The sequence below is a fragment of the Stenotrophomonas sp. YJH_SMC_138 genome (genome assembly GCF_059369855.1).
In genome coordinates, this window is record NZ_JCAFTB010000013.1 from 15,173 (window position 1) to 41,036 (window position 25,864).

The 25,864-nt window shown below is 66.9% G+C and carries 18 protein-coding genes; 14 read left to right on the forward strand and 4 right to left on the reverse strand.

Annotation, left to right across the window (positions count from 1 at the left end):
• The first annotated feature begins 252 nt into the window (after positions 1-252).
• On the forward strand, positions 253-3,756 hold the full coding sequence (gene smc / locus AC5P7I_RS20205; RefSeq protein ID WP_049408591.1) for a chromosome segregation protein SMC: 3,504 nt from the start codon (positions 253-255) through the stop codon (positions 3,754-3,756).
• A gap of 46 nt (positions 3,757-3,802) precedes the next feature.
• Positions 3,803-4,540, forward strand: coding sequence for a cell division protein ZipA (gene zipA, locus AC5P7I_RS20210; RefSeq protein ID WP_014647658.1), 738 nt, complete (start codon positions 3,803-3,805; stop codon positions 4,538-4,540).
• A gap of 90 nt (positions 4,541-4,630) precedes the next feature.
• Here zipA and AC5P7I_RS20215 read toward each other — a convergent pair whose 3' ends face one another.
• Positions 4,631-5,755 carry a pyridoxal phosphate-dependent aminotransferase gene (locus AC5P7I_RS20215; protein WP_262087072.1) on the reverse strand — a complete coding sequence of 375 codons (1,125 nt, stop codon included), beginning with the start codon at positions 5,753-5,755 and terminating at the stop codon, positions 4,631-4,633.
• A gap of 224 nt (positions 5,756-5,979) precedes the next feature.
• On the opposite strand from AC5P7I_RS20215, the gene ligA reads away from it, so the two are divergent.
• From ligA to AC5P7I_RS20260, 9 genes are all read left to right on the forward strand, one after another.
• The gene (gene ligA / locus AC5P7I_RS20220) at positions 5,980-8,451 is read left to right on the forward strand and encodes an NAD-dependent DNA ligase LigA (protein WP_262087130.1); all 2,472 of its coding nucleotides are present in this window, start codon (positions 5,980-5,982) and stop codon (positions 8,449-8,451) included.
• A gap of 48 nt (positions 8,452-8,499) precedes the next feature.
• Complete coding sequence (locus AC5P7I_RS20225; RefSeq protein ID WP_010480482.1) at positions 8,500-8,985, forward strand: GNAT family N-acetyltransferase; 486 nt, start codon at positions 8,500-8,502, stop codon at positions 8,983-8,985.
• Positions 8,982-9,938, forward strand: coding sequence for an EF-P lysine aminoacylase EpmA (gene epmA, locus AC5P7I_RS20230; RefSeq protein WP_014647654.1), 957 nt, complete (start codon positions 8,982-8,984; stop codon positions 9,936-9,938). The genes AC5P7I_RS20225 and epmA overlap by 4 nt, the downstream gene beginning before the upstream one ends.
• A gap of 138 nt (positions 9,939-10,076) precedes the next feature.
• A complete protein-coding gene (locus tag AC5P7I_RS20235; protein WP_032962032.1) occupies positions 10,077-10,808 on the forward strand; it encodes a DUF3011 domain-containing protein in 732 nt (243 codons plus the stop codon).
• A gap of 47 nt (positions 10,809-10,855) precedes the next feature.
• The gene (gene mtnA / locus AC5P7I_RS20240) at positions 10,856-11,920 is read left to right on the forward strand and encodes an S-methyl-5-thioribose-1-phosphate isomerase (protein ID WP_014647652.1); all 1,065 of its coding nucleotides are present in this window, start codon (positions 10,856-10,858) and stop codon (positions 11,918-11,920) included.
• Between the two features lie 297 nt (positions 11,921-12,217).
• The gene (gene gyrA / locus AC5P7I_RS20245) at positions 12,218-14,944 is read left to right on the forward strand and encodes a DNA gyrase subunit A (protein WP_262087070.1); all 2,727 of its coding nucleotides are present in this window, start codon (positions 12,218-12,220) and stop codon (positions 14,942-14,944) included.
• Between the two features lie 131 nt (positions 14,945-15,075).
• Complete coding sequence (locus AC5P7I_RS20250; RefSeq protein ID WP_046431508.1) at positions 15,076-17,604, forward strand: membrane-bound PQQ-dependent dehydrogenase, glucose/quinate/shikimate family; 2,529 nt, start codon at positions 15,076-15,078, stop codon at positions 17,602-17,604.
• A 307-nt stretch (positions 17,605-17,911) separates the two neighbouring features.
• Positions 17,912-18,817: a lysozyme inhibitor LprI family protein gene (locus tag AC5P7I_RS20255; protein WP_495222178.1), complete on the forward strand. Its 906-nt coding sequence runs from the start codon at positions 17,912-17,914 to the stop codon at positions 18,815-18,817.
• Between the two features lie 47 nt (positions 18,818-18,864).
• Entirely contained in the window at positions 18,865-20,496 is a 1,632-nt protein-coding gene (locus AC5P7I_RS20260; RefSeq protein ID WP_262087066.1) for a peptidoglycan-binding domain-containing protein, read from the forward strand.
• Positions 20,497-20,547: 51 nt separating this feature from the next.
• Here the strand turns inward: AC5P7I_RS20260 and AC5P7I_RS20265 are convergent, their stop codons facing one another.
• Complete coding sequence (locus AC5P7I_RS20265; protein WP_046431502.1) at positions 20,548-21,537, reverse strand: zinc-dependent alcohol dehydrogenase family protein; 990 nt, start codon at positions 21,535-21,537, stop codon at positions 20,548-20,550.
• Between the two features lie 119 nt (positions 21,538-21,656).
• Here AC5P7I_RS20265 and AC5P7I_RS20270 point away from each other — a divergent pair, with 119 nt between their 5' ends.
• The 3 genes from AC5P7I_RS20270 (at position 21,657) to AC5P7I_RS20280 (ending at position 24,614) form a co-directional block, all read left to right on the forward strand.
• The gene (locus AC5P7I_RS20270; RefSeq protein ID WP_032962018.1) at positions 21,657-22,562 is read left to right on the forward strand and encodes a LysR family transcriptional regulator; all 906 of its coding nucleotides are present in this window, start codon (positions 21,657-21,659) and stop codon (positions 22,560-22,562) included.
• Between the two features lie 62 nt (positions 22,563-22,624).
• On the forward strand, positions 22,625-23,317 hold the full coding sequence (locus AC5P7I_RS20275; RefSeq protein ID WP_329767613.1) for a DUF4952 domain-containing protein: 693 nt from the start codon (positions 22,625-22,627) through the stop codon (positions 23,315-23,317).
• On the forward strand, positions 23,238-24,614 hold the full coding sequence (locus tag AC5P7I_RS20280; protein WP_262087128.1) for a serine hydrolase domain-containing protein: 1,377 nt from the start codon (positions 23,238-23,240) through the stop codon (positions 24,612-24,614). Before AC5P7I_RS20275 ends, AC5P7I_RS20280 begins: the two co-directional genes overlap by 80 nt.
• A gap of 16 nt (positions 24,615-24,630) precedes the next feature.
• On the opposite strand, the gene AC5P7I_RS20285 is transcribed toward AC5P7I_RS20280, so the two are convergent.
• A complete protein-coding gene (locus tag AC5P7I_RS20285) occupies positions 24,631-25,023 on the reverse strand; it encodes a DUF3037 domain-containing protein (protein WP_014647643.1) in 393 nt (130 codons plus the stop codon).
• Entirely contained in the window at positions 25,001-25,777 is a 777-nt protein-coding gene (locus AC5P7I_RS20290) for a HipA family kinase (protein WP_046431494.1), read from the reverse strand. Before AC5P7I_RS20290 ends, AC5P7I_RS20285 begins: the two co-directional genes overlap by 23 nt.
• Positions 25,778-25,864: the final 87 nt, after the last annotated feature.

Consider the following 25,864-nt stretch of genomic DNA (forward strand, 5'->3'; position numbering starts at 1 on the left):
ATATCAATGACTTGCGATTTGATCGGTGGCTTGAAAGTCCGTCGCGCCACGCGCAAAGCGACATCTGGGCGCATTTCAAGCGCGCTCCGAGCCGGTCATCCCGCCCGTGGAACATTCGCGCCGTTATACTCATTCCATTGTGTCACCCTTGGCTTCATTGAATTCTTTTGAAATCAATGGCTTGAGGTGCTGGCTGACCTGACATCCACAATACGGACGCCCTCTGGGCGCCTGTTGGAACCCAATCACGCCATGCGTCTTTCCACGATCAAGCTGTCCGGCTTCAAGTCGTTCGTCGATCCGACCACCCTGCACCTGCCGACCAACATGACCGGCGTGGTGGGCCCCAATGGCTGCGGCAAGTCGAACATCATCGATGCCGTGCGCTGGGTCATGGGCGAGAGTTCGGCCAGCCGCCTGCGTGGCGACTCGCTGACCGACGTGATCTTCTCCGGGTCCAATGCCCGCAAGCCGGTCTCGCAGGCTACCGTCGAGCTGATCTTCGACAACTCCGACCACACGATCTCCGGCGAATACGCCTCGTTCAACGAAATCTCGGTCAAGCGCACGGTCAGCCGCGACGGCACCAGCAACTATTACCTCAACGGCACCAAGTGCCGCCGTCGCGACATCACCGACCTGTTCCTCGGCACCGGCCTGGGCCCGCGCAGCTACTCGATCATCGAGCAGGGCATGATCAGCCAGATCATCGAGGCGCGCCCGGAAGACCTGCGCGTGTACCTGGAAGAGGCAGCCGGCATCTCCAAGTACAAGGAGCGCCGCAAGGAGACCGAGACCCGCATCCGCCACACCCGCGAGAACCTGGACCGGCTGGGCGACCTGCGCGACGAGATCAGCAAGCAGCTCGAACACCTCAAGCGCCAGGCCAGGCAGGCCGAGCAGTACCAGGCCCTGCAGGAAGAGCGCCGGGTCAAGGATGCCGAGTGGAAGGCGCTGGAATTCCGTGGTCTCGACGGACGCCTGTCGAAGCTGCGCGAAGGCCTGTCGCAGGAAGAGACCAAGCTGCAGCAGCTGATCGCCGACCAGCGTGATGCCGAGGCCCGCATCGAGACCTCGCGCGCGCGGCGCGAAGAGGCCGCCGACGCGCTCAACACCGCGCAGGCCGCGGTCTACCAGGTCGGCAGCACGCTGGCGCGCCTGGAACAGCAGATCCAGCACCAGCGCGAGCTGTCGCAGCGCCTGCACAAGGCGCGCGATGAAACCCAGCAGGCCCTGGCCGAACTGGGCCAGCACATCAGCGGCGACGAGGCCAAACTGAGGGTGCTGCGCGAGGCAGTGGAGGCCGCCACCCCGCAGCTGGAAGCGCTGCAGGAAGAGAACGAGATCAAGCAGGAAAGCCTGCGCGAGGCCGAAGACCGGCTGGCCAGTTGGCAGCAGCGCTGGGAGCAGCACACCTCGCAGAGTTCGGAGGCGTCGCGCGCCGGTGATGTCGAGCGCACGCGCGTGGACTACCTGGACAAGCAGATCCTCGACGCCGACCGGCGTCGCGAGGCCCTGGCCGCCGAGCGCGCCGGGCTGGACGTGGACGCGCTGGAAGAAGCCTTCGAGCAGCTGCACCTGCAGCACGACACGCAGAAGGCCGCGCTGGATGAACTGAGCGAAGACGTCGAGCTGCGCAAGCAGGGCGTGGCGGCCGTGCAGGAACAGCAGCGCAATGGCCAGAACGAACTGGCCGAACTGCGCAAGCAGGCCAACGGCCTGCGCGGTCGCCTGGCCTCGCTGGAAACCCTGCAGCAGGCCGCGCTGGGCCAGGAGCAGGGCGCGGCCGTCGCGTGGCTGAAGGCGCGCGGGCTGGATTCGGCGGCACGTGTCGGCGAACGCCTGGACGTCGATGCCGGTTGGGAAAACGCGGTGGAAAGTGCGCTCGGCCAGCTGATCGAAGGCGTGCTGGTCGATGACCCGGGCAGCCTGGTCAACGCCCTCGGCGAACTCGGCGACGGCCACATTGCGCTGGTCGCCAGCGCGGATGCCGAGGTCAAGGCTGCACCGACGTCGCTGGCCGCACGCGTGCGTGGCCCGGCGGCGATCCGTCGCCTGCTGGCGCACCTGCATGGTGCCAAGGACCTGTCCGAGGCGAAGGCCCTGCAGGCCAGCCTTCCGGAAGGCGATTCGATCATCACCCAGAGCGGCGAGCGCCTGGGCCAGGGCTGGCTGCGCGTGTCGCGCTCCGGTGCAGCCCAGCAGGGCGCTCTGCTGCGCGAACGCGAGATCAACGAGCTGCGCGAGCAGATCGAGCAGCTGCAGGACCGCGAGGCCGAGCTGGAAGAACAGCTGGCCGGTTTCCGCGAGCAGCTGCAGGCCGCCGAACAGCAGCGCGAGGACGCGCAGCGCGCGCTGTACCAGGCCCACCGCGCGGTGTCCGAGCTGGCCGGCCAGCTGCAGGGGCAGCAGGGCAAGGTAGAGGCTGCACGCACGCGCATCGACCGCATCGAAGGCGAGCTGAAGCAACTGCAGGAAACGATTGAAGCCAACAACGCGCAGGCGCGCGAAGCGCGCTCGCGGTTGGAGAACGCGGTCAGCAGCATGGGTGACCTGGAGTCGACCCGGCAGCGGCTGGAGGGCGAGCGCCGCCAGCTGACCGAGGCGCGCGACCTGGCCCGCGATGCTGCCCGTGCAGTGCGCGAGCGCTCGCATTCGCTGGCCCTGACCCTGGAATCGCAGCGTGCGCAGCTGGCCTCGTTGAGCCAGGCGCTGGAGCGCATGGGCACCCAGCGTGGGCAGTTGGATTCGCGACTGGGCGAGCTGCACTCGCAGCTGGACGAAGGTGATTCGCCGGTCGAAGCGCTGCAGGCCGAACACCAGAACGCGCTGGAAGAGCGCGTGCGCGCCGATCGCGTGCTGACCGAGGCGCGGACGCTACTGGACGGCATCGACGCCGAGCTGCGCAATTACGAGCAGACCCGTCACCAGCGTGACGAACAGGCGCTGGCCCAGCGCGAGCGTATTTCGCAGCGCAAGCTGGACCAGCAGGCACTGGTGCTCAGCGCGGACACCCTGCAGGCGGCGGTGGAAAAGGCCGGCTTCGTGCTGCAGGACGTGCTCAACGCACTCCCCGAGGATGCGCGCCTGGGCGACTGGGAGCAGGCCGTGCATCAGATCGACGCACGCATGCGCCGGCTGGAGCCGGTCAACCTTGCGGCCATCCACGAGTACGGCGAGGCTTCGCAGCGCTCGGATTACCTGGATTCGCAGCACACCGACCTGACTACGGCGCTGGAAACCCTCGAGGATGCCATCCGCAAGATCGACCGCGAGACCCGCGGCCGTTTCAAGGACACCTTCGACCGCGTCAATGCTGGCGTGCAGGCGCTGTACCCGCGCCTGTTCGGTGGCGGCCACGCCTACCTGGAGCTGACCGGTGAAGACCTGCTCGACACCGGTGTGACCATCATGGCGCGCCCGCCGGGCAAGCGCGTGTCCAGCATCTCGCTGCTGTCCGGCGGCGAGAAGGCGATGACGGCAGTGGCGCTGGTGTTCGCCATCTTCCAGCTGAACCCCGCGCCGTTCTGCCTGCTGGACGAGGTGGACGCGCCGCTGGACGAAGCCAACGTCGGCCGGTTGGCCAACATGGTCAAGGAAATGAGCGAGAAGGTGCAGTTCCTGTTCGTCAGCCACAACAAGGCGACGATGGAGGCCGCGCACCAGCTCTCGGGCGTGACCATGCGCGAACCGGGCGTCAGCCGCCTGGTCAGCGTGGACCTGGAAGAAGCCGCGCGATTGGCGGGCGCGGCCTGACGTGCCATCCTAGTTACCTGAATGAACTAGCCGGAGAACCTATCGAATGTCCGACACGGCACTGTTGCGCATCGGCATCCTGGCCGCCGGCCTGCTGTTGATCGCCGCGATCTTCCTGTTTGGCCGTCCGAAGAAGAAGCCCCAGGGACGCCGCGTGGAAAGCGCGGAACCGGCCAGCGGCGAGCGCCGCGAACCGGTATTGGGCGAGGACGGCGTTGTCGTGGCCGATGGCCGCGTCGAACCGGGCATGGGCACGGAAGGCGAACAGGCCGAACTCGGCCTGGGCGATACCGACCCGGGCGCCAGCGATCTCGGCAAGCGCGCCACCCAGGATTTCGACAAGATCGTTTCGCTGTTCGTGGCCGCCCGGGCCGGCGAGCAGCTGCGCGGCGAAGACATCGTGGTAGCGGCGGAGAAGACCGGCCTGGTGTTCGGCCACATGAACGTGTTCCACCGTCTGGTGGAAGGCCATCCCGAGCGCGGGCCGATCTTCTCGATGGCCAGCATCATGAAGCCAGGCAGCTTCGACATGGCCAACATCCGTGCCATGGAAACCCCGGCCATCGCCTTCTTCCTGACCCTGCCGGCGCCGCTGACCGCGCTGGATGCCTGGGAGAAGATGCTGCCGACGGTGCAGCGCATGGCCGAACTGCTGGATGGCGTGGTGCTGGATGACAGCCGCAACGCCCTGGGTCGCCAGCGCATCGCGCACATCCGTGACGAGCTGCGCGCCTACGACCGCCAGCACCAGGCGCCGCCGCTGACCAAGACCCCGCGCTGGTGAGCGCCATGGCGTGCCGACCAACGGTCGGCACCCACCCCGACCAACTGTCGGCACCCACAACAGTAGATCCACGCCCTGCGTGGATGGGGTCTACGCCGGTACGCCGGCCACCTTGGCAAACGTGCGGCGGAACGCGGCCATCTCGTCCTCGCTGCCGACGGTCACGCGCACGTGCTGCGGCCAGATCGGCCAGCTGCGCCCGATCACCACACCGTTGTCGGCCATCGCCTTGGCGAACGTGCTGCCGTCGCGTTGCACGTCGACCACGAAGCAGTTCGCTTCCGACGGCAGGCAGCTGAAACCACGCTTGCCCAGCCATGCGATGGTGGCCTGGCGCACCTTGGCGTTCTGCAGGCGACGCTGCGGAATCAGCTGCGGATCCTGCAGGCTGGCCAGCGCCGCCGCCAGCGCGGGCACCGGTAGCGGGTTGTCGCCGGGGCTGGCCAGCTCGCGCAGACGCTCGGGATGTGCGGCCGCCAGGCCCAGGCGCAGGCCGGCCATGCCGTACAGCTTGGAGAAGGTACGCAGCACGATCAGATCGTCGCGCTGCGCCACCTGCGCGATCAGGCTGGGCTGCTCGCTGTATTGCAGGTAGGCCTCGTCGACCAGCACGCGGGTGGAAGCAGGCTTGTGGGCCAGCAGCCAGGCGAGCTCATCCGGTGGGCTGATCGAACCGGTCGGGTTGTTCGGATTGCACACGTACAGCAGCCCGGTCGGGCGCGCATGCGCGGCTGCGACCATCGCACGCAGGTCGTGTGCGCCGTCATTGCGCAGCGGCACCTTCTGCACGTGTGCACCATGTGCGGCAGCGACCTCGCCCAGGGTCTCGAAGGTGGGGTCGGCCACCACCAGTCCCGCCTGCGGGCCGGTCCACAACGTGGCGGCGCGGTTCAACGGTTCGCTGGAGCCCGGATAGAGGCGCACATGGTCGGCCGGGATACGGGCCTGCTCGATGAAGGCATCGCGTACCTGTGCCGCCAGGGCGAAGCGGTAGCGGCCGCAGCTGGCGATGCTGTCGCGCGCCGCCTGCTGGGCAGCGGGGGAGGGGCCGTAGGGGCATTCGTTGAAGTTCAGGAGTACCGCGCCTTCGGCAGGGGCCGCACCGACGGTGGCCGCGGATTGGGCCTGGCCACGCAGCGGCAGGCCGCTGCCGGCGACGGCAAGGCTGGCACCGGCCAGCTGCAGGAAGCGTCTACGGGAGTCAGGCAGGGTCATGGGCAGGATTCCGATGGGGCCGTCGCACGCTAGCGCCGGCGTGAGCGGGCGGCAAGGTGCTTTTTGTGGCGTCGAGCCATGCTCGACTACAGACGTGCCAACCAAGGTTGGCACCTACCGGAGCGGGGAGTGCCCGTCGAGCACGCTCGACGCTGCAAAGGCGGGGCGTTACAGGGCCTGACGGCCGGGCGCGGTAGAATCCCCGGCCATCCCAGAACCACCGGATCCCGATGAGCCCCAGCCCCGCCGAACGCGCCGAAGATCTCCGCCGGCAGATCGCCCAGGCCAACCGCGCCTACCACGAGCTGGACGCGCCGGAGATCCCCGACGTCGACTACGACCGGATGGTGCGCGAGCTGGAAGCGTTGGAGCGCGAGCACCCGGAACTGGCCCGTGCCGACAGCCCGACCCAACAGGTCGGTGCACGCCCGTCCGGCCGCTTCCCCGAAGTGCGCCATGCGGTGCCGATGCTGTCGCTGTCCAATGCCTTCAGCGATGAGGAAGTGGCCGACTTCGTGCGCCGCATCGATGAGCGCCTGGGCCGCCGCAGCCTGCAGTTCTCGGCCGAACCGAAGATGGATGGCCTGGCGATCAGCCTGCGCTACGAGGACGGTCATTTCGTACTCGGCGCAACCCGCGGTGATGGCAGTACCGGCGAGGACGTGACCGCCAACCTGCGTGAAATCGGCGATGTTCCCAAGCGCCTGCACGGCAAGGACTGGCCGGATGTGCTGGAGGTGCGTGGCGAGGTGTACATGGCCCGCGCCGATTTCGAGGCCTACAACGAACGTGCGCGCCAGCAGGGCGGCAAGGTGCTGGCCAACCCGCGCAACGCGGCAGCGGGTTCACTGCGCCAGCTCGATCCGAAGATCAGTGCGCAGCGCCGGCTGAGTTTCTTCGCCTACGGCACCGGTGAAGTGCAGGGCGGCGAGCTGCCGGACACCCATTCGGGCACACTGGCCCAGCTCGGCGCCTGGGGCTTCCCGGTCAGCGGGTTGTGCAAGGTGGTGCAAGGCGCCGACGGCCTGCTCGGCTACTACCGTGACATAGGCGAGCGTCGCGATGGCCTGCCGTTCGACATCGATGGTGTGGTCTACAAGCTGGATGACCGCGCCGGCCAGCAGGCCATGGGTTTTGTCTCGCGTGCACCGCGCTGGGCCATCGCGCACAAGTTCCCGGCGCAGGAACAGAGCACAACGGTGGAGGCGATCGAGATCCAGATCGGCCGCACCGGTGCCGCCACGCCGGTCGCGCGGCTGGCACCGGTGGCTGTGGCCGGCGTGATCGTGTCCAATGCCACGTTGCACAATGCCGATCAGATCGCGCGTCTCGATGTGCGTGTCGGTGACAGCGTGATCGTGCGACGTGCTGGCGACGTGATTCCGGAAGTGGTCAGCGTCATCCTCGACCGCCGTCCACAGGGCACCTCGCCCTGGCAGATGCCGACGCGCTGCCCGGTGTGCGGCTCGGAAATCGTGCGCGAGGAAGGTGCAGCTGCGTGGCGCTGTTCGGGCGAACTGTCCTGCCCTGCGCAGCGCAAGGAGGCCATTGCCCATTTCGCTTCGCGCCGTGCGATGGATATCGACGGCCTCGGCGACAAGTACATCGAAACCCTGGTCGACGCCAGCATTGTCAGGAGCGTGGCCGATCTGTACCGGCTCAACCGCGACCAGCTGCTGCACCTGAAGCTGGTGCTGGATGCCGAGGACCCTTCGGCACTGGCCGCCGCGCTGAAGCTGCACCTGCCGGCAGAAGGCAGCGGCGCGGTGCTCAATGCGGTGCTCAAGCTGGATGGCAACGATCCGGCGTGGCGCGCGCAGGCGCTGGCACAGCCGGCCAGCTTCGAATGGAACACGAAGAAGATCGCCACCAGATGGGCCGACAACCTGATCGCGGCAATCGACGCCAGTCGCGCAGCCACGCTGGAGCGCCTGCTGTTCGCGCTTGGCATCGAGCACGTCGGCGAGAGCACGGCCAAGGCGCTGGCGCAGTGGTTCGGTGACCTGGAACTGATCCGCCACCTGCCATGGCCGTTGTTCAAGCGCGTGCCGGACATCGGTGGCGAAGTGGCGCGTTCTCTCGGCCATTTCTTCGAGCAGCAGGGCAACCAGCAGGCCATCGACGACCTGCTGCAGGTCGGGCAGGTGCGCATCAGTGATGTGCACGCGCCCAGTGCCAAGCTGCGCGAAGGCATGGATCTGGCGCAACTGCTGGTCGAATCGGAAATCCCCGGCATCACCCGCCTGCGTGCGGAGAAGCTGGTGGCTGCCTTGCCGGGTGCCCAGGCGGTGCTGGATGCCGAGCATGGCCAGTTCGTCAACGCCGGCCTGCCGGACGACACTGCGCGCGGTCTGGCCGACTGGCTCGATGCCGATGGCCATGGCGCGATGCTGCTGGCAGCCGAGAAGGCGATGCAGCAGATCCTGGCCAAGGCGCCGGCGCTGGCCGAGATCGTGGCCGGCCCGCTGGATGGGCAGACCGTGGTGCTGACCGGCACCCTGGCCCAGCTCACCCGCGATGCCGCCAAGGAACGCCTGGAAGCGCTGGGTGCCAAGGTTTCCGGCAGCGTGTCGAAGAAGACCAGCTTCGTGGTCGCCGGCACCGAGGCCGGCTCCAAGCTGGACAAGGCGCAATCGCTGGGCGTGCCGGTGTGGGACGAAGACCGCCTGCTGGCCTACCTCGCCGAACACGAATGATGACCCGCCGGGTGCCTGGCGCCCGGCATGAAAGACAAAGGAACACCGATGCAGACCGCCCCGCTGGATTTCCGCCTGGCCACCCGTGCCGACGAAGAACTGTTGATCGCGTTGATGCGCGAGTTCTACGCCGAAGACAGGATCGACTTCGATGACGCGCGCGTGCGTCGCGGCGTGGACGCGCTGCTGGCCGATCCGCGCAATGGCGAAGTGCTGCTGTGGCTGGACGAGGCCGGCGAGGTGGTCGGCTACGCGGTGATCGCGATGGGCTTCAGCCTGGAGCAGGGCGGCCACTTCATGCTGCTGGACGAGCTGTACCTGAGCCATCGCGCGCGCGGTCGTGGTCGCGGCAAGCAGGCGCTGGCCATCTGTGAACAGCGCGCTCGCGGGCGTGGTGTCAGCCGTCTGCGCCTGGAGGTGAACCACCACAACGAACTGGCCCGCCGCCTGTACCTGGCCAGCGGCTACATCGACGACACCCGCGATCTGCTGACCCTGCCGCTCGACCATCCGCGCCCGGAGGGTATCCTGTGAGCGAGGCCCTGCTGCGCGCGCTGCAGCAGCGCGCCACGCTCAATGCACTGGTGCGCCGCTTCTTCGCCGAGCGCGATGTGCTGGAGGTGGAAACGCCGATCCTGTCGGTGGCAGGCAACACCGAGCCGAACATCGACAGCTTCCATACCGATTTCACCGGCCATGTCGATGCCGGTGGCCGTCGTCGCTGGCTGCGCACTTCGCCGGAATATCCGCTCAAGCGCCTGCTGGCGGCCGGTGTGGGCGACTGCTACGAACTGGGCCGGGTGTTCCGCAACGGCGAGGCCGGCGGCCGCCACAACCCGGAATTCACCATGCTGGAGTGGTATCGGGTCGGCTGGGACCACCACCGGTTGATGGAGGAAACCGCCGAGTTGGTCGGCCAGGCGCTGGCCCTGGTCGGACGCCGTGCAACGCTGCGTGTGTTGAGTTACCGCGAGCTGTTCCAGCAGCACGTGGGCCTGGATCCGTTCGAGGCCGATGAAGCCGCGCTGCGTGTTGCGCTTGGCGACGTGCACATCGACCCGGTCGGGTTGACCCGTGATGACTGGCTGGACCTGTTGATGACCCACCACATCCAGCCGCAGTTCGATGACGCGGTGATGACCGTGGTGCATGACTGGCCGGCCAGCCAGGCCGCGCTGGCCCGCATCCGTCCGGGCACGCCGCCGCTGGCCGAGCGTTTCGAGCTGTACCTGGGTGCAGTGGAGCTGGCCAACGGCTATCACGAACTGAACGACGCCCACGAGCAGCGCGCCCGGTTCCAGCGTGACCAGCAGCGCCGCCACGAACGTGGACAGGTGCAGCCGGCCGTGGACGAGGCACTGTTGTCGGCGTTGCCGTCGATGCCTGCCTGTGCCGGCGTGGCGGTGGGTGTCGATCGCCTGTTGATGGCGATGAACCGCACGCCACGCATCGCCGATGTGCTGGCCTACGACTTCGCCCACGCGTGATCCCCGCGTGTTGCTGAACATCGCAGGCTGAACGAAACGCGGGTTCGGTGCGCTTGCGTCGGTAAGCACGATGATGCTCTTATCACGGCCAATGCCGGACACTGGCATCCAGTTCATCCATTCCTGCTGGGGAAGGCTTTGGTCAAGTGGTTCGCGGTTGTCGCTGCACCGGTGTACTCCATTGCGCTCTGGGGTGCCTGGCTGCCGTCGCCGGCGTCGGCCCAGCAGGTGGGCTACGACGATGAAGTGGTGACCTGCGAATCACGCGACATGGGTTGGGTGCACTGCGATATCGAGGTTGCCAACGGCGTCGACCTGGTGCGCCAGCTGTCCAGCAACAGCTGCATCCGCGGCAGCGAGTGGGGCACTGACCGCAGTGGTGTGTGGGTCACCCTGGGCTGCCGTGCCGAGTTCCGCGCCCGGCGCGCAGCGGGCGCGGCGCCGCCGGCTGGCAGCTCGGGCAAGCGCCTGGTGCGCCGTGTGGTGCGCTGCGAATCCAATGGCCGTCCGCAGAGTTGCCCGGTACGACTCGATGGCGCGCCGGTGCGCCTGCTGCGCCAGTTGTCGGTGTTGCCGTGCCGCGAAGGGCAGGGCTGGGGCTACAAGCGCAATGAAGTCTGGACCAGCCGTGGCTGCCAGGGTGACTTCGAAGTGGCCGATGACGATGGCCGCTTCGTCGACATGCCGCGCCGCCTGACCTGCGAATCGAAGTCGAAGAAGCGGCGCTTCTGCGGTGCCAGCATCTCGGTTGGCGCCGTGGTCTCCGAGCAGCTGTCCAGCACGCCCTGCGAGGAAGGCAGTACCTGGGGCTGGAGCCGCAACGGGATCTGGGTGGACGGCGGCTGCCGCGCCGAATTCTCGGTGAATTGAGCCCGGGCAGGCTCCAACCCTGCGGGGCGTGGCCCTACAATGGGCCCATGAACACTGCCTCTGACATCGACTACGCCCGTTACGACCACATCCGCCCGATCCTGTGGACCGGCGATGCCCTGCAACTGCTGGACCAGCGCAAGCTGCCGTTCGTGGTCGAGCACGTGGTCTGCCATGACAGCGACGAGGTTGCCAGCGCGATCCACGCATTGACCGTGCGTGGCGCGCCGGCGATCGGCATTGCCGCTGCCTGGGGTGTCGTGCTGGCTGCACGCGAGGTGCAGGCCGCCGATGGTGCGCACGCCCTGCAGCAGCTGGAACCGGCCCTGCAGCGCCTCAATGCGTCGCGCCCGACTGCGGTCAACCTGGCCTGGGCGCTGGCGCGCATGCGCCGTTGCCTGAACGCCGCCGGCGCCGACTGGAAGGCGTTGCTGGAATCGGAAGCGCAGGCCATCGCCGAGGAAGACCTGGCCGCCAACCGCCACATGGGTGCACTGGGCGCGGGCCTGATCGAGGCTGGCAGCGGCGTGCTGACCCACTGCAATACCGGCTCGCTGGCCACTGCGGGGTTCGGTACCGCGCTGGGCGTGATCCGCGCCGGCATGGCCCAGCACCGCATCGCCCGCGTGTTCGCCGGCGAAACCCGGCCGTGGCTGCAGGGGGCACGCCTGACCGTGTGGGAACTGCAGCAGGACGGCATCGATGCCACCCTGATCGCCGATTCGGCTGCCTCGCACCTGATGAAGACCGGCGCCGTGCAATGGGTGATCGTGGGCGCGGACCGCATCTGCGCCAATGGCGATACCGCCAACAAGATCGGCACCTACCAGCTGGCCATCGCCGCCCGCCACCACGGCGTCAAGTTCATGGTGGTCGCTCCGTCCTCGACCGTGGACATGGAGACCGTGGACGGCAGCCAGATCGAGATCGAGCAGCGCGACCCGGGTGAGCTGTACGGCGTGGGGGGTACCCGTACCGTCGCCGAGGGCATTGCTGCCTGGAACCCGGTGTTCGACGTCACCCCGGGCGAGCTGATCGACGCCATCGTGACCGAGCGCGGGGTCATCCTGAACCCGACCGCCGGGAACATGCGCACCGCCTTCGGCGGCTGAGGCGGGCAGGAAGGTCCCGGGGTCGGATCCCTTTTCGCAGGAAAGGGCTCTGACCCCAGGCAGGCCTCATCCACGCACGGCGTGGATCTACTGATTTCGCGCAGCCGAGCATGGGCTCGGCTCTACAGGGGCGGTATGGGGCCCTAAGTTCCTGATTTGTGCCGGTAAAATCCCCGTAAAGGGAGGCGGAAAACGGCCTGTTGTGGTAGTATCCACAGGTTGAATCGAGGTTCCGGCGCGACCCCCTCCCGCAGAGGGCTGCGCCGGACTGGACCGCTACCAGACAACGGAACCCGAATGGCAGAAACCGCCAAGGAAATCATCCAGGTCAACCTGGAAGACGAGATGCGCAAGAGCTACCTCGATTACGCCATGAGCGTGATCGTGGGCCGCGCGCTGCCGGATGCGCGCGACGGCCTCAAGCCGGTGCATCGCCGCGTGCTGTACGCGATGAACGAACTCAACGCGCACAGCAACAAGCCCTACTTCAAGTCGGCGCGTATCGTCGGTGACGTCATCGGTAAGTACCACCCGCATGGCGATCAGTCGGTGTACGACACGCTGGTGCGCTTGGCACAGCCGTTCTCGCTGCGCTACATGCTGGTCGACGGCCAGGGTAACTTCGGTTCGATCGACGGCGACTCCGCTGCAGCAATGCGATACACCGAGGCGCGCATGTCGCGCCTGGCGCATGAGCTGATGGCGGACATCGACAAGGAAACCGTCGATTTCCAGCCCAACTACGATGAGAAGGAACTGGAGCCGACGGTCATGCCGACCCGGTTCCCGAACCTGCTGGTCAATGGTTCGGCTGGCATCGCGGTGGGCATGGCGACCAACATTCCGCCGCACAACCTGAGCGAATCGATCAACGCCTGCATCGCGCTGATCGACAACCCGGACATCGATGTCGACGGCCTGATGGAATACATCCCGGGCCCGGATTTCCCGACTGCCGGCATCATCAACGGCACTGCCGGCATCGTCGCCGGCTACCGCACCGGCCGTGGCCGCGTGCGCATCCGTGCCAAGGCCGATATCGAAGTGGCCGACAACGGCCGCGAATCGATCATCGTCACTGAAATTCCTTACCAGGTGAACAAGGCGCGTCTGATCGAGAAGATCGCCGAGCTGGTCAAGGAAAAGAAGATCGAAGGCATCAGCGAGCTGCGCGATGAGTCCGACAAGGACGGCATGCGCATCTACATCGAGATCAAGCGCGGTGAATCTGCCGAGGTTGTGCTGAACAACCTGTACCAGCAGACGCAGATGGAATCGGTGTTCGGCATCAACATGGTGGCGCTGGTCGATGGCCGCCCGCAGTTGATGAACCTCAAGCAGATGCTGGAGGCGTTCGTCCGCCACCGTCGCGAAGTGGTCACCCGCCGCACCGTGTTCGAGCTGCGCAAGGCGCGCGCCCGTGCCCACGTGCTGGAAGGCCTGACCGTTGCGTTGGCCAACATCGACGAGATGATCGAACTGATCAAGACCTCGCCGAACCCGAACGAAGCCCGCGAGCGCATGCTGGCCCGCGTGTGGGAGCCGGGCCTGGTCGGTGCGATGCTGGGTGCGGCCGGTGCCGAGGCCTCCCGTCCTGAAGACCTGCCCAAGGGCGTGGGCCTGATCGAGGGCGGCTACCAGCTGACCGAGATCCAGGCCACCCAGATCCTGGAGATGCGGCTGCACCGCCTGACCGGGCTGGAGCAGGACCGCCTGACCGACGAGTACAAGCAGCTGCTGGAAGTGATCGCCGGGCTGATCCACATCCTGGAAGATCCCGACCGCCTGCTGCAGGTGATCCGCGAGGAGCTGGTCAACGTCAAGGCCGAATTCGGCGACGAACGTCGTACCGAAATCCGCCACAGCGAAGAAGACCTGGACATCCTCGACCTGATCGCGCCGGAAGACGTGGTGGTTACCGTGTCGCATGCCGGTTACGTGAAGCGGCAGCCGGTGAGCGTGTACCGCGCACAGCGCCGTGGTGGCCGTGGCCGCAGCGCGGCGGCGACCAAGGAAGAGGATTTCATCGAACAGCTGTGGCTGGTCAACACGCACGACACGCTGCTGACCTTCACCAGCTCGGGCAAGGTGTTCTGGCTGCCGGTTTACCAGCTGCCCGAAGCCGGTTCCAACGCCCGCGGCCGTCCGATCATCAACTGGATCCCGCTGGAGCCGGGCGAACGCGTGCAGGCCGTGCTGCCGGTGCGCGAGTACGCCGATGGCCAGTTCGTGTTCTTCGCCACCAAGAACGGTACGGTCAAGAAGACCCCGCTGAGCGAGTTCGCCTTCCGCCTGGCCCGCGGCAAGATCGCGATCAACCTGGACGAGGGCGATGCGCTGGTCGGCGTCGGCTTGACCGACGGCCAGCGCGACATCCTGCTGTTCGCCTCCAACGGCAAGACCGTGCGCTTCGGTGAGGACAAGGTCCGCTCGATGGGCCGTACTGCCACCGGCGTGCGCGGCATCAAGATGCCGGCCGGCGAGGAAGTGGTCAGCCTGATCGTGGCCGAGAGTGCCGGTGGCAGCGAGGACGAGAACGAGGACGACAACGGTGTCGAGGAAGCTGTCGCCAATGGCGACGCGGTGATCGACGGCGCCGACGACGCCAGCGTTCAGTACATCCTTACCGCCACCGAGAACGGCTACGGCAAGCGCACCCCGCTGCCGGACTACCCGCGCAAGGGCCGTGGTACGCAGGGCGTGATCGGCATCCAGACCACCGAGCGCAACGGCAAGCTGGTCGCCGCAGTGCTGATGGGCTCCAGCGACGAAGTCCTGCTGATCTCCGATGGTGGCACCCTGGTGCGTACGCGTGGCTCGGAAATCAGCCGCGTCGGCCGCAACACCCAGGGCGTGACCCTGATCCGCCTGTCCAAGGACGAGAAGCTGCAGGCGGTGGAGCGCATGGATGCCTCGATCGACGAGGACGAGGATGAGATGGCAGTGCCTGGCCCGGCCCCGGCCGCGACCACGACCGATGGCGCCCCGGCGGCTTCCAGCAGCGAGGACGCCGCACAGGAGTGATCCTGCCGCAAGATTGAGCTACGCGACGACGCCGGCCCTGTGCCGGCGTCGTCGTATCAGGATGCCGCACATACGCGCGCGCTTCACGTCGGCGGTGGGATAACGGCGCATGCTGTCCCCGGAGATCGACGATGTCCGCCACGCCGCCGTCCGCTCCTGCTCCCGTCCGCGCCTCCCGGCATCCTCTCGTTACCGTGCTGTCGCTGCTGCTGGTCCTGCTCGGCCTGGTCATCGGCGGGCTCGGCGCATGGCTGCTCAGCCTGGGCGGCTCGGCGTACTACGCCATCGCCGGGGCCGGCCTGCTGGCCAGTGGCCTCCTGTTGTTCGGCAATCGCCGCAGCGGCGCGCTGCTGTATGCGCTGGTGTTCGCCGGTACGCTGTTGTGGACCTGGTGGGAGTCGGGCAGCGACTACTGGCGCTGGGTACCGCGGCTCGGCCTGGTGACCGCGCTTGGCATCGTGCTGGCGCTGCTGGCGCCCACCCTCCACCAACCGGTTTCCAGGCGCCTGTCGCGCAGCGTGGCCGGCGTGCTGATGCTGGTGTTCGTCGCTGCCTTCGGATTGGCGTTCGCGCCGCACGGCGAAGTGGACGGGCACCAGCCGTTCCCGGAAGGCGCGGCCAGCGTCGGGCTGGAACCGACCCGCGACACCACCGGCCTGCAGCCGGCCGACCAGCCTGCCGAAGGGGACTGGCCGGCGTGGGGGCGCAGCAATGCCGCCACCCGCTATTCGCCGCTGCAGCAGATCACCCCGGCCAACGTGGCCACGCTGCAGCTGGCCTGGCAGTTCCGCACCGGCGATATGCCGAAGAAGCGCTGGGGTGCGGAAACCACGCCACTGAAGATCGGCGACCGTCTGTACCTGTGCACCGCCCGCAACCGCCTGATCGCACTGGATGCGGCCAGCGGCAAGGAAGTGTGGCGGTTCGATCCGAAGGTAAAGGACGCTTCGATTCCATACACCGCCGCCTGCCGTGGCGTGAGTTATTACGAGCAACCGGCCACGCCGATCCTCGCCGATGCCGCATTGGCCGATGCCGCTGCTGATCTGGCGTTGCCGGAACCGCCGCCCAGTGCCACCCGCAGCGCTGCACCGGGCAGTCGTCCGGCATGCTGGGCGCGCATCATCGAGGGCACGCTGGACGGGCGCATCATCGCGGTGGATGCCGACAGTGGCCGCCCCTGTGCGAATTTCGGCAACAACGGCCAGGTCGACATCACTCTGGGCATGGGCGAGGTGCCACCGGGCTATGTGTCGATCACCTCGCCACCGGCCATCGTGCGCGGGGTGATCGTCACCGGCCACCAGGTGCTGGATGGTCAGCGCCGCGACGCGCCGTCGGGCGTGATCCAGGCCTACGATGCGATCACCGGCAAGCTGCGCTGGGCGTGGGACATGGACCAGCCCGAACGCAGCGGCCTGCCGCCGCATGAGCAGACCTACACGCGCGGCACGCCGAACATGTGGACCACCGCGACCGGTGATGAGGCGCTGGGGCTGGTCTATCTGCCGCTGGGCAATTCCGCTGGCGATTACTGGAGTGGCTCACGCACGGAAAACCAGAACCGCTACGCGACGTCGCTGGTGGCGATCAATGTGGCCACGGGCAAGCCGGCCTGGCATTTCCAGGCGGTGCGCAAGGATGTGTGGGACTACGACCTGGGTTCGCAGGCCAGCCTGATCGATTACCCGACGGCGGCTGGCAAGGTGCCGGCGCTCCTGCTGCCGACCAAGCAGGGTGATCTCTACATCCTTGACCGCCGCAACGGCCAGCTGCTGACCGCCGCCGAAGAGCGCAGGGTGCCGGTCGGCGGTGTCGAACCGGAACAACGCTCACCCACGCAGCTGTTCTCGCTGTATCACACGCTGCGCCGGCAGCATGACCTGACCGAGCGCGACATGTGGGGCATCACCCCGGTCGACCAGCTGATCTGCCGCATCCAGTTCCGCAAGGCGTACTACGAAGGCTTCTACACCCCGCCGAGCAGTGATCGCCATTCCATCGAATATCCCGGCTACAACGGCGGTTCGGATTGGGGAAGTGTGTCCATCGATACACGCCGCGGCGTGATCGTGGCCAACTACAACGACATGCCCAACTACAACCGGCTGGTGCCACGCGCCGAGGCCGACAGGCTGGGCTGGCTGCCACGCGAGAAGGTCCGGTTCGACAAGGGCGGCGCCGAAGGCGCGGGCGACCCACAGGTGGGCACGCCCTACGCCATCCAGGTGAACGCCGGTTGGCGCCTGCCGTTCACTGGTCTGCTGTGCAAGCAGCCACCCTATGGCGGCATCCGGGCCATCGACCTGCGCACCGGCAAGCTGCTGTGGGACCGTCCGTTCGGCAGTGCGCGCGGCAACGGACCATTCGGCATCCGTTCCGGCCTGCCCATCGAGATCGGCACGCCGAACAATGGCGGTTCGGTAGTCACCGCCAGCGGCCTGATCTTCATCGCCGCCGCCACCGACGACCTGCTGCGCGCCATCGACCTGAAGACCGGCAAGGAGCTGTGGCATGCCAAGCTGCCCGCGGGTGGCCAGGCCAATCCGATGGTGTACGCGCAGGGCGGGCGCCAGTACGTGGTGATCATGGCTGGCGGCCACCATTTCATGGAAACCCCGAATGGCGATTACGTGATGGCCTACGCACTGCCGAAATAGCGCTGCCGGCCTGAGTGCGGCCTACGGGCTGTGACCGCTGGTCGCTGAAGTTGCGCTGGCGACCGGGCAGCATCCATCATCGGAACAGGACGGGGCCGGCCAACGCCCCCAGGGAAGGAAACGCATGCTGAACTCCGAACGCCTGCCGGGGCGTGCCACCCGGTTGCTGGCAGGACTGCTTCTGCTTGGCCCTTGCCTGTGGACAAGCGCGCAGGCGTCGCCCCAGCCCGCGGCACGCAAGGTGCCCAGCGGTGCCGAACTGATCGCAGGCGATGCGCGCTCTCTGAGCCCCGCTCATGCGCCTTGCATGGCGGCCGCAGGCACCGCGCTGGACGCCCGTCGCCGTTGTGCCGACGCTGAACTCAAGGTGCACGACGATGCACTCAATGCCGCCTACAGCGCGGCGCGCTCCACACTGACCGCCCGTGATCAGCAGGTGCTGCGCGATCTGCAGCGGCAATGGCTGCGCCAGCGCGACAACCGGTGCCCGGAAGGCAGCACGGCCGTTGCCCAGCTGGATTCACAGCAGTGCCGCACGCACATGACCCTGCTGCGTGCCCGCCAGTTGCAGGGCGGCGGTGCGGCGGCGCTGGTGGCGGAAGCCAAGGCGGCCCCGGCGCCGGCGCAGGCCGCTGTGCATGCCGCCGATGCCGCGCCCGACAAGCAGGGCAGGATCGTCCTGCGGCCCGGCGAGGGCAGGCTCACACCGGCACTGCAGGTGGTCTTCCAGGTGACCGATTGCAGCGGCACCGACAACGTGACGACCTGCCAGGTGCGGAGCATGGGCGTGACCCGTGGTGGGCGCAACGTGGTGGTCACGGACGTGCAGCCGCGCCTGACCCGCGCCGGCACCGGTGCCCAGGGTGCGACCGCCGTGCTGCTGACCGTTTCGGATTTCAATGGTGATGGCGTGCCGGACCTGCAGGTGTGGCAGGACAACAGCGGTGTCTACAACGTTCCGGTGCATGCGTTCTACCTGTTCGATGCCAAGCGCAACCGCTATGTGCGTGCCAAGGCGTTGGAAGCGGCCATCGGTGGGCGCGACATCGACCATATCGACAATGGGCGGTTCGTGCTTCGCGCGAAGGTCAGCCCGTGCGAGCGCGAGGACAAGGTCATCCAGCTGCGCGGAACCGGCACGCGCACGTTGCTGCAGCGCCGCTATGACACCTGCAGGGGCGAGGCCCCTACCGAATCGGACCTGCTGAAGTAGGTCTTCCCCCGACGAATGGATGCGTTCCGGAACTGGAGAGCTGAAGGATGAGCGAAGGCTATGGAAAAGGTGGGTCGGGCTTCGGCCTGACCCGGGACCAGTCGGTCGAGATGATCGTGCGTACCTGCATCGACAACGGCATTACCGACCATCGGCAGATTGCCTATGTGCTGGCCACGGCGCAGCACGAATCGCGTGATTTCGCCGCGCCCGAGGAAGACTGGGGCAGGAAGCAGGCGGTGGATCTGCGCTACTTCGGCGGCGAGGAGTACTTCGGCCGGGGCTTTGCCCACCTCACCCACGTCAACAACTACGAGCGGCTGGGCGAGGCGCTGGGGATCGGCCGCGAGCTGGTCGAGCATCCGGAACGGGCTGCCCAGGCAGACATCGCCACCAAGGTGCTGGTGGTGGGGATGCGCGACGGCCTGTTTGGTGCGCGGCTGTCCGACAACGTCAACGCCAACCATGCCGACTACCGGCAGGCGCGGGCCTCGGTCAATGGCGGTGAGCTGAACAACGGCAGTCCCTATCCAGACGCCATCGCCACACGGGCCACTGAATGGGAATCCCAGGTTGCCGGCCTGGTCCAGCGTGTGCAGCAACCAGGCTTCCAGATGCCGGTGCCGACCCCCCAGGCGCCCACCGGGGCGATGGACCTGCACCGGGGTGACGCCAACCAGCACGTGCTGGAAGCGCAGCAGTACCTGCAGCGCTTGGACGTCCGCAACAACGCCAATGCCGCGATCAAGCCCGACGGTGATTTCGGCGCCTCCACCGAGCAGGCCGTGCGCCGCTTCCAGACCGAGCGGGGTATCAGCCCGGCCAATGGCCGCATCGACGCTGCGCTGCTGGAACGCATGCGCAGCGACACGCTGGCGGTCGATCCGGACTTCAAGCGCCGGACGGTGACCGACCTGACCGGGCCGCTGGCCGACGGCAACCTGGGCCCCGGTGAGAAGGGCGAGCCGGTGTTCGAAATGCGCCGGCAGCTGGAGGCGTTGGGGTACCTGACCGAACCGAACCCACGTGCCGAGCGCGATGCGCGCACGTTTGATGCCGGCATGCAGGCGGCCATGCGCAACTTCCAGCAGGACTATGGCCTGCCGCTGCGCCCCGGCGGCGTCATCGACACGGATGCGCGCCGGCAGTTGAACGATGCCGCCGTCGCTCGCGAGCATGCGCCGACCACCGAGTTCGACCGCGCGGAGAACTGGCCGCCGCAGCGTCCGCCCTATACGCGGGCGGAGTTCCAGCCGGAGCAGGTGCAGGCGCGGCAGCAGGCAGCGGCGAATGCACCGGTCGCTGGTCCGGCCGCGCCGGAGCCCGCACCGCAGCCCAATGGCATGGAATCGCTGTCGCCCAGGGACGCCGCGCTGTTCGAGCGCATCCGCCAGGGGGTACCTGGCACCATCGGCGACGAGCACGTCATGCAGGCAGTGCTGGAGTCCAAGCGCAACGGCATCGATGATGCCGCGCGCGTCGACCGGGTGATGATGGCCGGAGATCGCCTGTGGGTTGCCGGGTTGATTCCTGGTGAGCGCGCCAGTGTGGATACGGCACAGCCCGCGCGCTCGATGGAGGAAACGGTGAATGATCTGGCCGGTGACAACCGGCAGCGCGAGCACCAGCTCACCCTCGAAAGCCGCCAGCATGAGAACCGCGGGCCTTCAATGGCCTGAGCCTGCGGCAGCGACGTGCCCGCAGTGGGTCCGTCGCTGCCGGCAGGGTGTTTACAGCGTCACCACCACTTTGCCGATCTGTTCGTTCGATTCCAGGTAGCGGTGGGCGTCCTGGATCTGTGCGAAGGGGAACACCTTCGCGATCTTCGGCGCCAGCGTGCCCTTGTCCAGGCCGTCGACGATGAACGCTTTGGCACGTGCCAGCGCGGCATCGTCGGAGACGATTTCCGAGTACAGGTAGCCCTTCAGCGTCAGCGACTTGCCCAGCACGTTGAACAACGGGAACGGGGTGGGTTCGCTGCTCAGCGCGCCGTATTCCAGCAGGATGCCGCCACGGGCCATTGCCTCGGTCAGCGGCACGAACTGCGGGCCACCGATCGGGTCGAACACCACGCGGGCGCCGGCACCGCCGGTGATGCGCGCCACTTCGGCTGCCAGGTCCTGTTCCTGGGTGGCGATGACATGGGCGGCACCGGCATCGAGCAAGGCCTGGCGCTTGCCCGGGCCACGGGTCACCGCAATCGGCGTGGCACCCACTGCATTGGCGATCTGGATCGCGGCCAGGCCGACGCTGCTGCTGGCAGCGGTGATGATGACGGAATCCCCGGCGGCCAGCTGCGCCTGCTCCAACAGTGCGCCCCAGGCGGTGACGTACTGCATCCACACCGCAGCCGCCGTTTCGAAGCCCAGCGCCTGCGGGTGCTTGACCACCAGTCGTGCCGGCACGTTGGCCAGCTCGCCGTAGGTGCCCCAGCGGGCGATGTCCAGCGGCGGCACCACGCTCACCGCATCGCCAGCAGTGAATCCGCTCACCGCACTGCCGACCGCCTCGACCATGCCGGCCGCTTCATAGCCCAGCCGGCTGGGGAACTGCGCCTCCTGCAGATAGGCGCCGTTGCGGAACATCACCTCGGCACGGTTCAGGCCGATGGCCTTGACCCGGATCTGGACCTCGTCGGCGGCGGGGGCGGGAACATCGATGTCGTCGATGCGCAGCACATCGGCGCTGCCATATTCGTGGATGCGGACAACCTGGCTCATGGGGGGCTCCTGGGCAAGGCCGGCGCTGGGGCCGGCGGAAAGGTGGAGGCTACTGTGCGCGTGGCCTGCCTCCAGAATAAGGGGTAATCTGGCGTTTCATTGAAAACCAATTGTTTGCAATGGACCTGATCGCTCCCCTGCGGACCTTCGTCAAAGTGGCCGAGGTTGGCTCCTTCGCCGCTGCCGCCGACGCGCTGGGCCTGTCGCCGCAGCTGGTCGGCAAACACGTGCAGTCGCTGGAACAACACCTGGGCGTGCGCCTGCTCAACCGCACCACGCGCAAGCAGAGCCTGACCGACTTCGGCCAGGCCTATCTGGCGCGTGCGCGGGTGATCCTGGAGGAGGTGGAAGGCGCCGAGCAGCTGGCCGAAGTAGCGCGCGGGCGGCCGATGGGGCGCCTGCGCGTCAGCGCACCGGTCACCTTCGGCGTGCATGCACTGGGGCCGGCGGTGGTGGCCTACCTGCAGCAGTACCCGGACGTGCAGGTTGATCTGAACCTGTCCAACAGCCTGGTGGACATCGTCGAGGACGGCTTTGATCTGGTATTCCGCACCGGTGATCTGGCCGACAGTGGGCTGGTGGCGCGACGCCTGGGGCCGTATCCGCTGGTGCTGTGTGCATCGCCGGCGTACCTCGCATCGCGCCCGGCCATTGTCCATCCGGCCGATCTGAGTCGGCACGAGTGCCTGGGCTTCGCCCATTCGATCATCCGCACGCGCTGGAGTTTCCGCGATGCTGACGGCAGCGTGCTGAGCGTGCCGGTGTCCAGCCGCTTCATGGTCAACCAAGCCGAGCCGCTGCTGACCGCGGCAGTCGGAGGGCTGGGGTTGATCCTGCAGCCCCATGAAATGCTTGCCGCCGCGCTGGCGCGTGGTGAACTGGTGGAAGTGCTGCCGGACTACGTGCCGGTGTCGACGTGGATCAACCTGGTGTACCCGCGCGACCGCCAGCTGACGCCCAAGCTGCGCAGTTTCCTGGACTTCTGCGTGGCACGCTTCAGCGAGCAGACGATGGCACGGCGATAGCACGGCATCGGTTGGCATTCCTGTGACTACCTGCGAAGGATCGCCCTGAGACGATTGGCCGGTTGCCGCTGCGTAGCGCGCGCTTGCTGCTGGGGCTGGCGGCATTGCTGTTCGCCGCCAACGTGATTGCGCAGCAGACGCCTGCGCAGGCGCTGGCCGCATGGGAAGCGGAGGGGCATGCGGATGGCCTGGCGCGACCGGATATCGAATGCCAGGATTTCCTGCAGGCGATGGGCCGGAAGCCTGCGGGCCTGGAATACAGCGGCTGCAGCCAGGACGACGCGTCCTGCATCAAACCCATGCAGGCCCACTACCGCGTTCCAGGTACCCAGGCAGTGAAGGTGGAAGCCTATCTGCGCGAGACCTTTGCCATGCCTGCATTGCGCTACGCCTGTTGCGGCTGGAGCAATGGCGCGCCGTACTACTGGCGCGACGGCCCGGATGCGGTGAGGTACCAGATCGGCATGGGCGTGGAATCGCTGCCGCATGAGCGGGGCGATTGGCATCGCATCGAGGCGTTCATCGTCACGGCTGAGGTGCTGCGGCAGGGTCCCTGGCATGGATGCAGCGGGCGGTTCCATGATCTAGGATGCGCCCAGGGATACCCGCAAAGGAACTGCCATGAAGGCTGTTGGATGCCTGCTGCTCTGCAAAGTACTGGCCTGTTCGGTGCTGATGACGCTTTGGGCTGTTCCGGCAGTGGGCGCCGCCTCCAGCGTGCGTGCACATCCGCGTGCGCAGGACGCCATCGGTGACTGGCTTGCGGCCTTCAATGCGGGCAGCCTCGAGGGGTTGCAGGCATTCGCCGATAGATACGCGAAGAAGCAAGGCAGCGGTCCCAAGGACTATCTCGAATTCCGCGAATGCACAGGCCCCTTGCGCGTACTCGAATCAACCGAGAGTGCACCCGGCCAAGCGAAGCTGCTGGTGATGGGCCAGATGAACGAACGCGCGATGTGGGTGACCGCCGTCATGGACCCGGCCAATCCGTCGCACCTGATGCAGTTCCAGATCGAGGGCACTGAAACGCCGGACAAGCACAAGCCGGCACGGGTTGCATTGCCTGCCCTGATGGCCGACGTCACAGCAAAGCTGGAGGCGCTGCGGGCACAGGACGCGCTGTCGGGCGCGTTGCAGGTGGCACAGAATGGGAAGGTGCTGCTGGACTGGCGCGGTGGTGATGCCGATCGCAGCACTGGAATTGCAGTGGGCGTGGAGACGCAGTTCCGCCTTGCGTCCTCCAACAAGATGTTCACCGCCGTGGCCATCCTGCAGCTGGTGCAGGATGGCAGGCTCAGTCTCGATGACACGATCGGCAAGCACTTGCCGGACTATCCGAACAAGGCTGTCGCCAGCAGCGTGACCGTGCGCGAGTTGCTGTCACACACCAGTGGCCTGGGGGACTTCTTTGGCGATGGTTTCGAACAGTATTCCGCGTCCCTGAAGACGCTGGATGACTACGTGCAGCGGTTCGCCAGGGATGCGCCGCAGTTCACGCCCGGCAGCCAGGACAGCTACTCCAACTATGGCTTCATCGTATTGGGACGCATCATCGAGGCGGTATCGGGGCAGTCGTACTACGCATATGTGGAGGAGCACATCCTGCACCCGGTGGGCATGACCGGCACCGGCTTCGAGCCGGAAACAGCGAGCGTTCCAAAGCGTGCCGTCGCTTACACGAAGCACGATGGGCAATGGGTCCGTGAAACGAAGTCGCTGCCCTGGCGCGGCATGTCGGCCGGTGGTGGCTACAGCACAGTGGCCGATATGGTGAAATTCGCCGAGGCACTGCAAGGCGGGAAGCTGGTTTCACCTGCATTGCTGCAGCAGGCCACCACGGCGCAGAACCACAAGGGCTGGTATGGCTTTGGTTTCGTGGTTCAGGGCGAGGGCAGGGAGCATCAGTACGGCCACGAAGGCGGTGCGCCCGGATCGAACAGTGCCATCGTGGTGCTGCCGGCGCAGGGCTATGTGATCGTTGGCCTGGCCAATGTCGATCCGGATGCGATCGGTAATGTGGTCAACTACATCGCGCGAAGGTTGCCACTGTGAATGCGGCAGGTGCCGTTCATTCCGGTACCCGCACCATCTTCGTCATCAAGTGTTCCACCACACCCGCCGGGTCCGCAGTGCGGCCGACATGCGTGCTCGACATCTGTACAACCGAGCTGCGCTTGGCGGTGAGGAAATGAAAGCGGGCGCGCGCGGGCAGCTTTGCGATGGGTCCGGCGCTGGCGTCGCCACGGCAGATGGCCACGATTGCATCCAGCCATGGCTGCAGCGCGTCCTGGTCCAGCGCCGGCGCGAAGGCACGCAGGCGCTCAGGATCGATTTCGATGGCCGCCTCCAGATGGCGCGCGCCAGGGCAGGAGACGATCACCCCGACGTTGATGAATTCCTCGCGTTCCACCCGCGGCACGACGCGGATGACCGCATAGTCATACGTGTGCAGCGTGGGCACGGATGGCCTCCTGCACGAACACTGCACGCACTTTCAGGCGGTGCTTGAGATAGTCGATATAGCCCTGGCGATAGGCCTGTGGGCTGTCGAACGCCGGTTCGTCCACCAGCCAGCTGTCCGGCACCAGGCCAACGATGCGCTCGATTTCGGCATCGGTCAGGCACGCAGCCAGTTCTGCGTCCACCTCGGCAATGCGGCTGGCGAACGACAGCAGCACGTGGTCGCGGATCAGCACGAACGGCTTCTCGCAGGCATCGCCGGCGCTGGCCCAGTCGTGGTGGAAGTACATGGCCGCACCGTGGTCGATCAGGTACAGCTTGCGATGCCATACCATAAGGTTGGGGTTGCGGGTGGTGCGATCGACGTTGCTGGTGAATGCATCGAACCAGACGATGCGCGAGGCCAGCTCGGCATCCACCGGCATCGCGGCCGGGTCGTAATTGATCGCACCGGGCAGATAGTCCAGGCCCAGGTTCAGGCCCTCGCTGGCGCGGATCAGCTCCTGGATTTCCGGGTCGGGCTCGGTGCGGGCGAACTCGCGGTCCAGCTCGACGAACAGGATTTCCGGAATCGGCAGGCCCAGCGTGCGTGCCATCTCGCCGGCGATCAGCTCGGCGATCAACGCCTTCGGGCCTTGGCCGGCTCCACGGAATTTCAGCACGGCCATGCCGTCGTCGTCGGTCTCGACCACGGCGGGCAGGGAGCCGCCTTCCCGTAACGGGGTGATGTAGCGGAGGGCATGTACGGTGCGCATGGACGCATTCTAGCGTCCTGCCAGGGCAGGCGTGCCGCAGCAGAGCGGGGCGCCAGCTTAATGAACGGGTACCGCGCGAACCGCTTG

Coding starts and splice junctions, on each gene's coding strand:
- smc (WP_049408591.1), top strand. CDS start 253: ATGCGTCTTTCCACGATCAAGCTGTCCGGCTTCAAGTCGTTCGTCGAT.
- zipA (WP_014647658.1), top strand. CDS start 3,803: ATGTCCGACACGGCACTGTTGCGCATCGGCATCCTGGCCGCCGGCCTG.
- AC5P7I_RS20215 (WP_262087072.1), bottom strand. CDS start 5,755: ATGACCCTGCCTGACTCCCGTAGACGCTTCCTGCAGCTGGCCGGTGCC.
- AC5P7I_RS20225 (WP_010480482.1), top strand. CDS start 8,500: ATGCAGACCGCCCCGCTGGATTTCCGCCTGGCCACCCGTGCCGACGAA.
- mtnA (WP_014647652.1), top strand. CDS start 10,856: ATGAACACTGCCTCTGACATCGACTACGCCCGTTACGACCACATCCGC.
- gyrA (WP_262087070.1), top strand. CDS start 12,218: ATGGCAGAAACCGCCAAGGAAATCATCCAGGTCAACCTGGAAGACGAG.
- AC5P7I_RS20250 (WP_046431508.1), top strand. CDS start 15,076: ATGTCCGCCACGCCGCCGTCCGCTCCTGCTCCCGTCCGCGCCTCCCGG.
- AC5P7I_RS20255 (WP_495222178.1), top strand. CDS start 17,912: ATGGCGGCCGCAGGCACCGCGCTGGACGCCCGTCGCCGTTGTGCCGAC.
- AC5P7I_RS20260 (WP_262087066.1), top strand. CDS start 18,865: ATGAGCGAAGGCTATGGAAAAGGTGGGTCGGGCTTCGGCCTGACCCGG.
- AC5P7I_RS20265 (WP_046431502.1), bottom strand. CDS start 21,537: ATGAGCCAGGTTGTCCGCATCCACGAATATGGCAGCGCCGATGTGCTG.
- AC5P7I_RS20270 (WP_032962018.1), top strand. CDS start 21,657: ATGGACCTGATCGCTCCCCTGCGGACCTTCGTCAAAGTGGCCGAGGTT.
- AC5P7I_RS20280 (WP_262087128.1), top strand. CDS start 23,238: ATGACGCTTTGGGCTGTTCCGGCAGTGGGCGCCGCCTCCAGCGTGCGT.
- AC5P7I_RS20290 (WP_046431494.1), bottom strand. CDS start 25,777: ATGCGCACCGTACATGCCCTCCGCTACATCACCCCGTTACGGGAAGGC.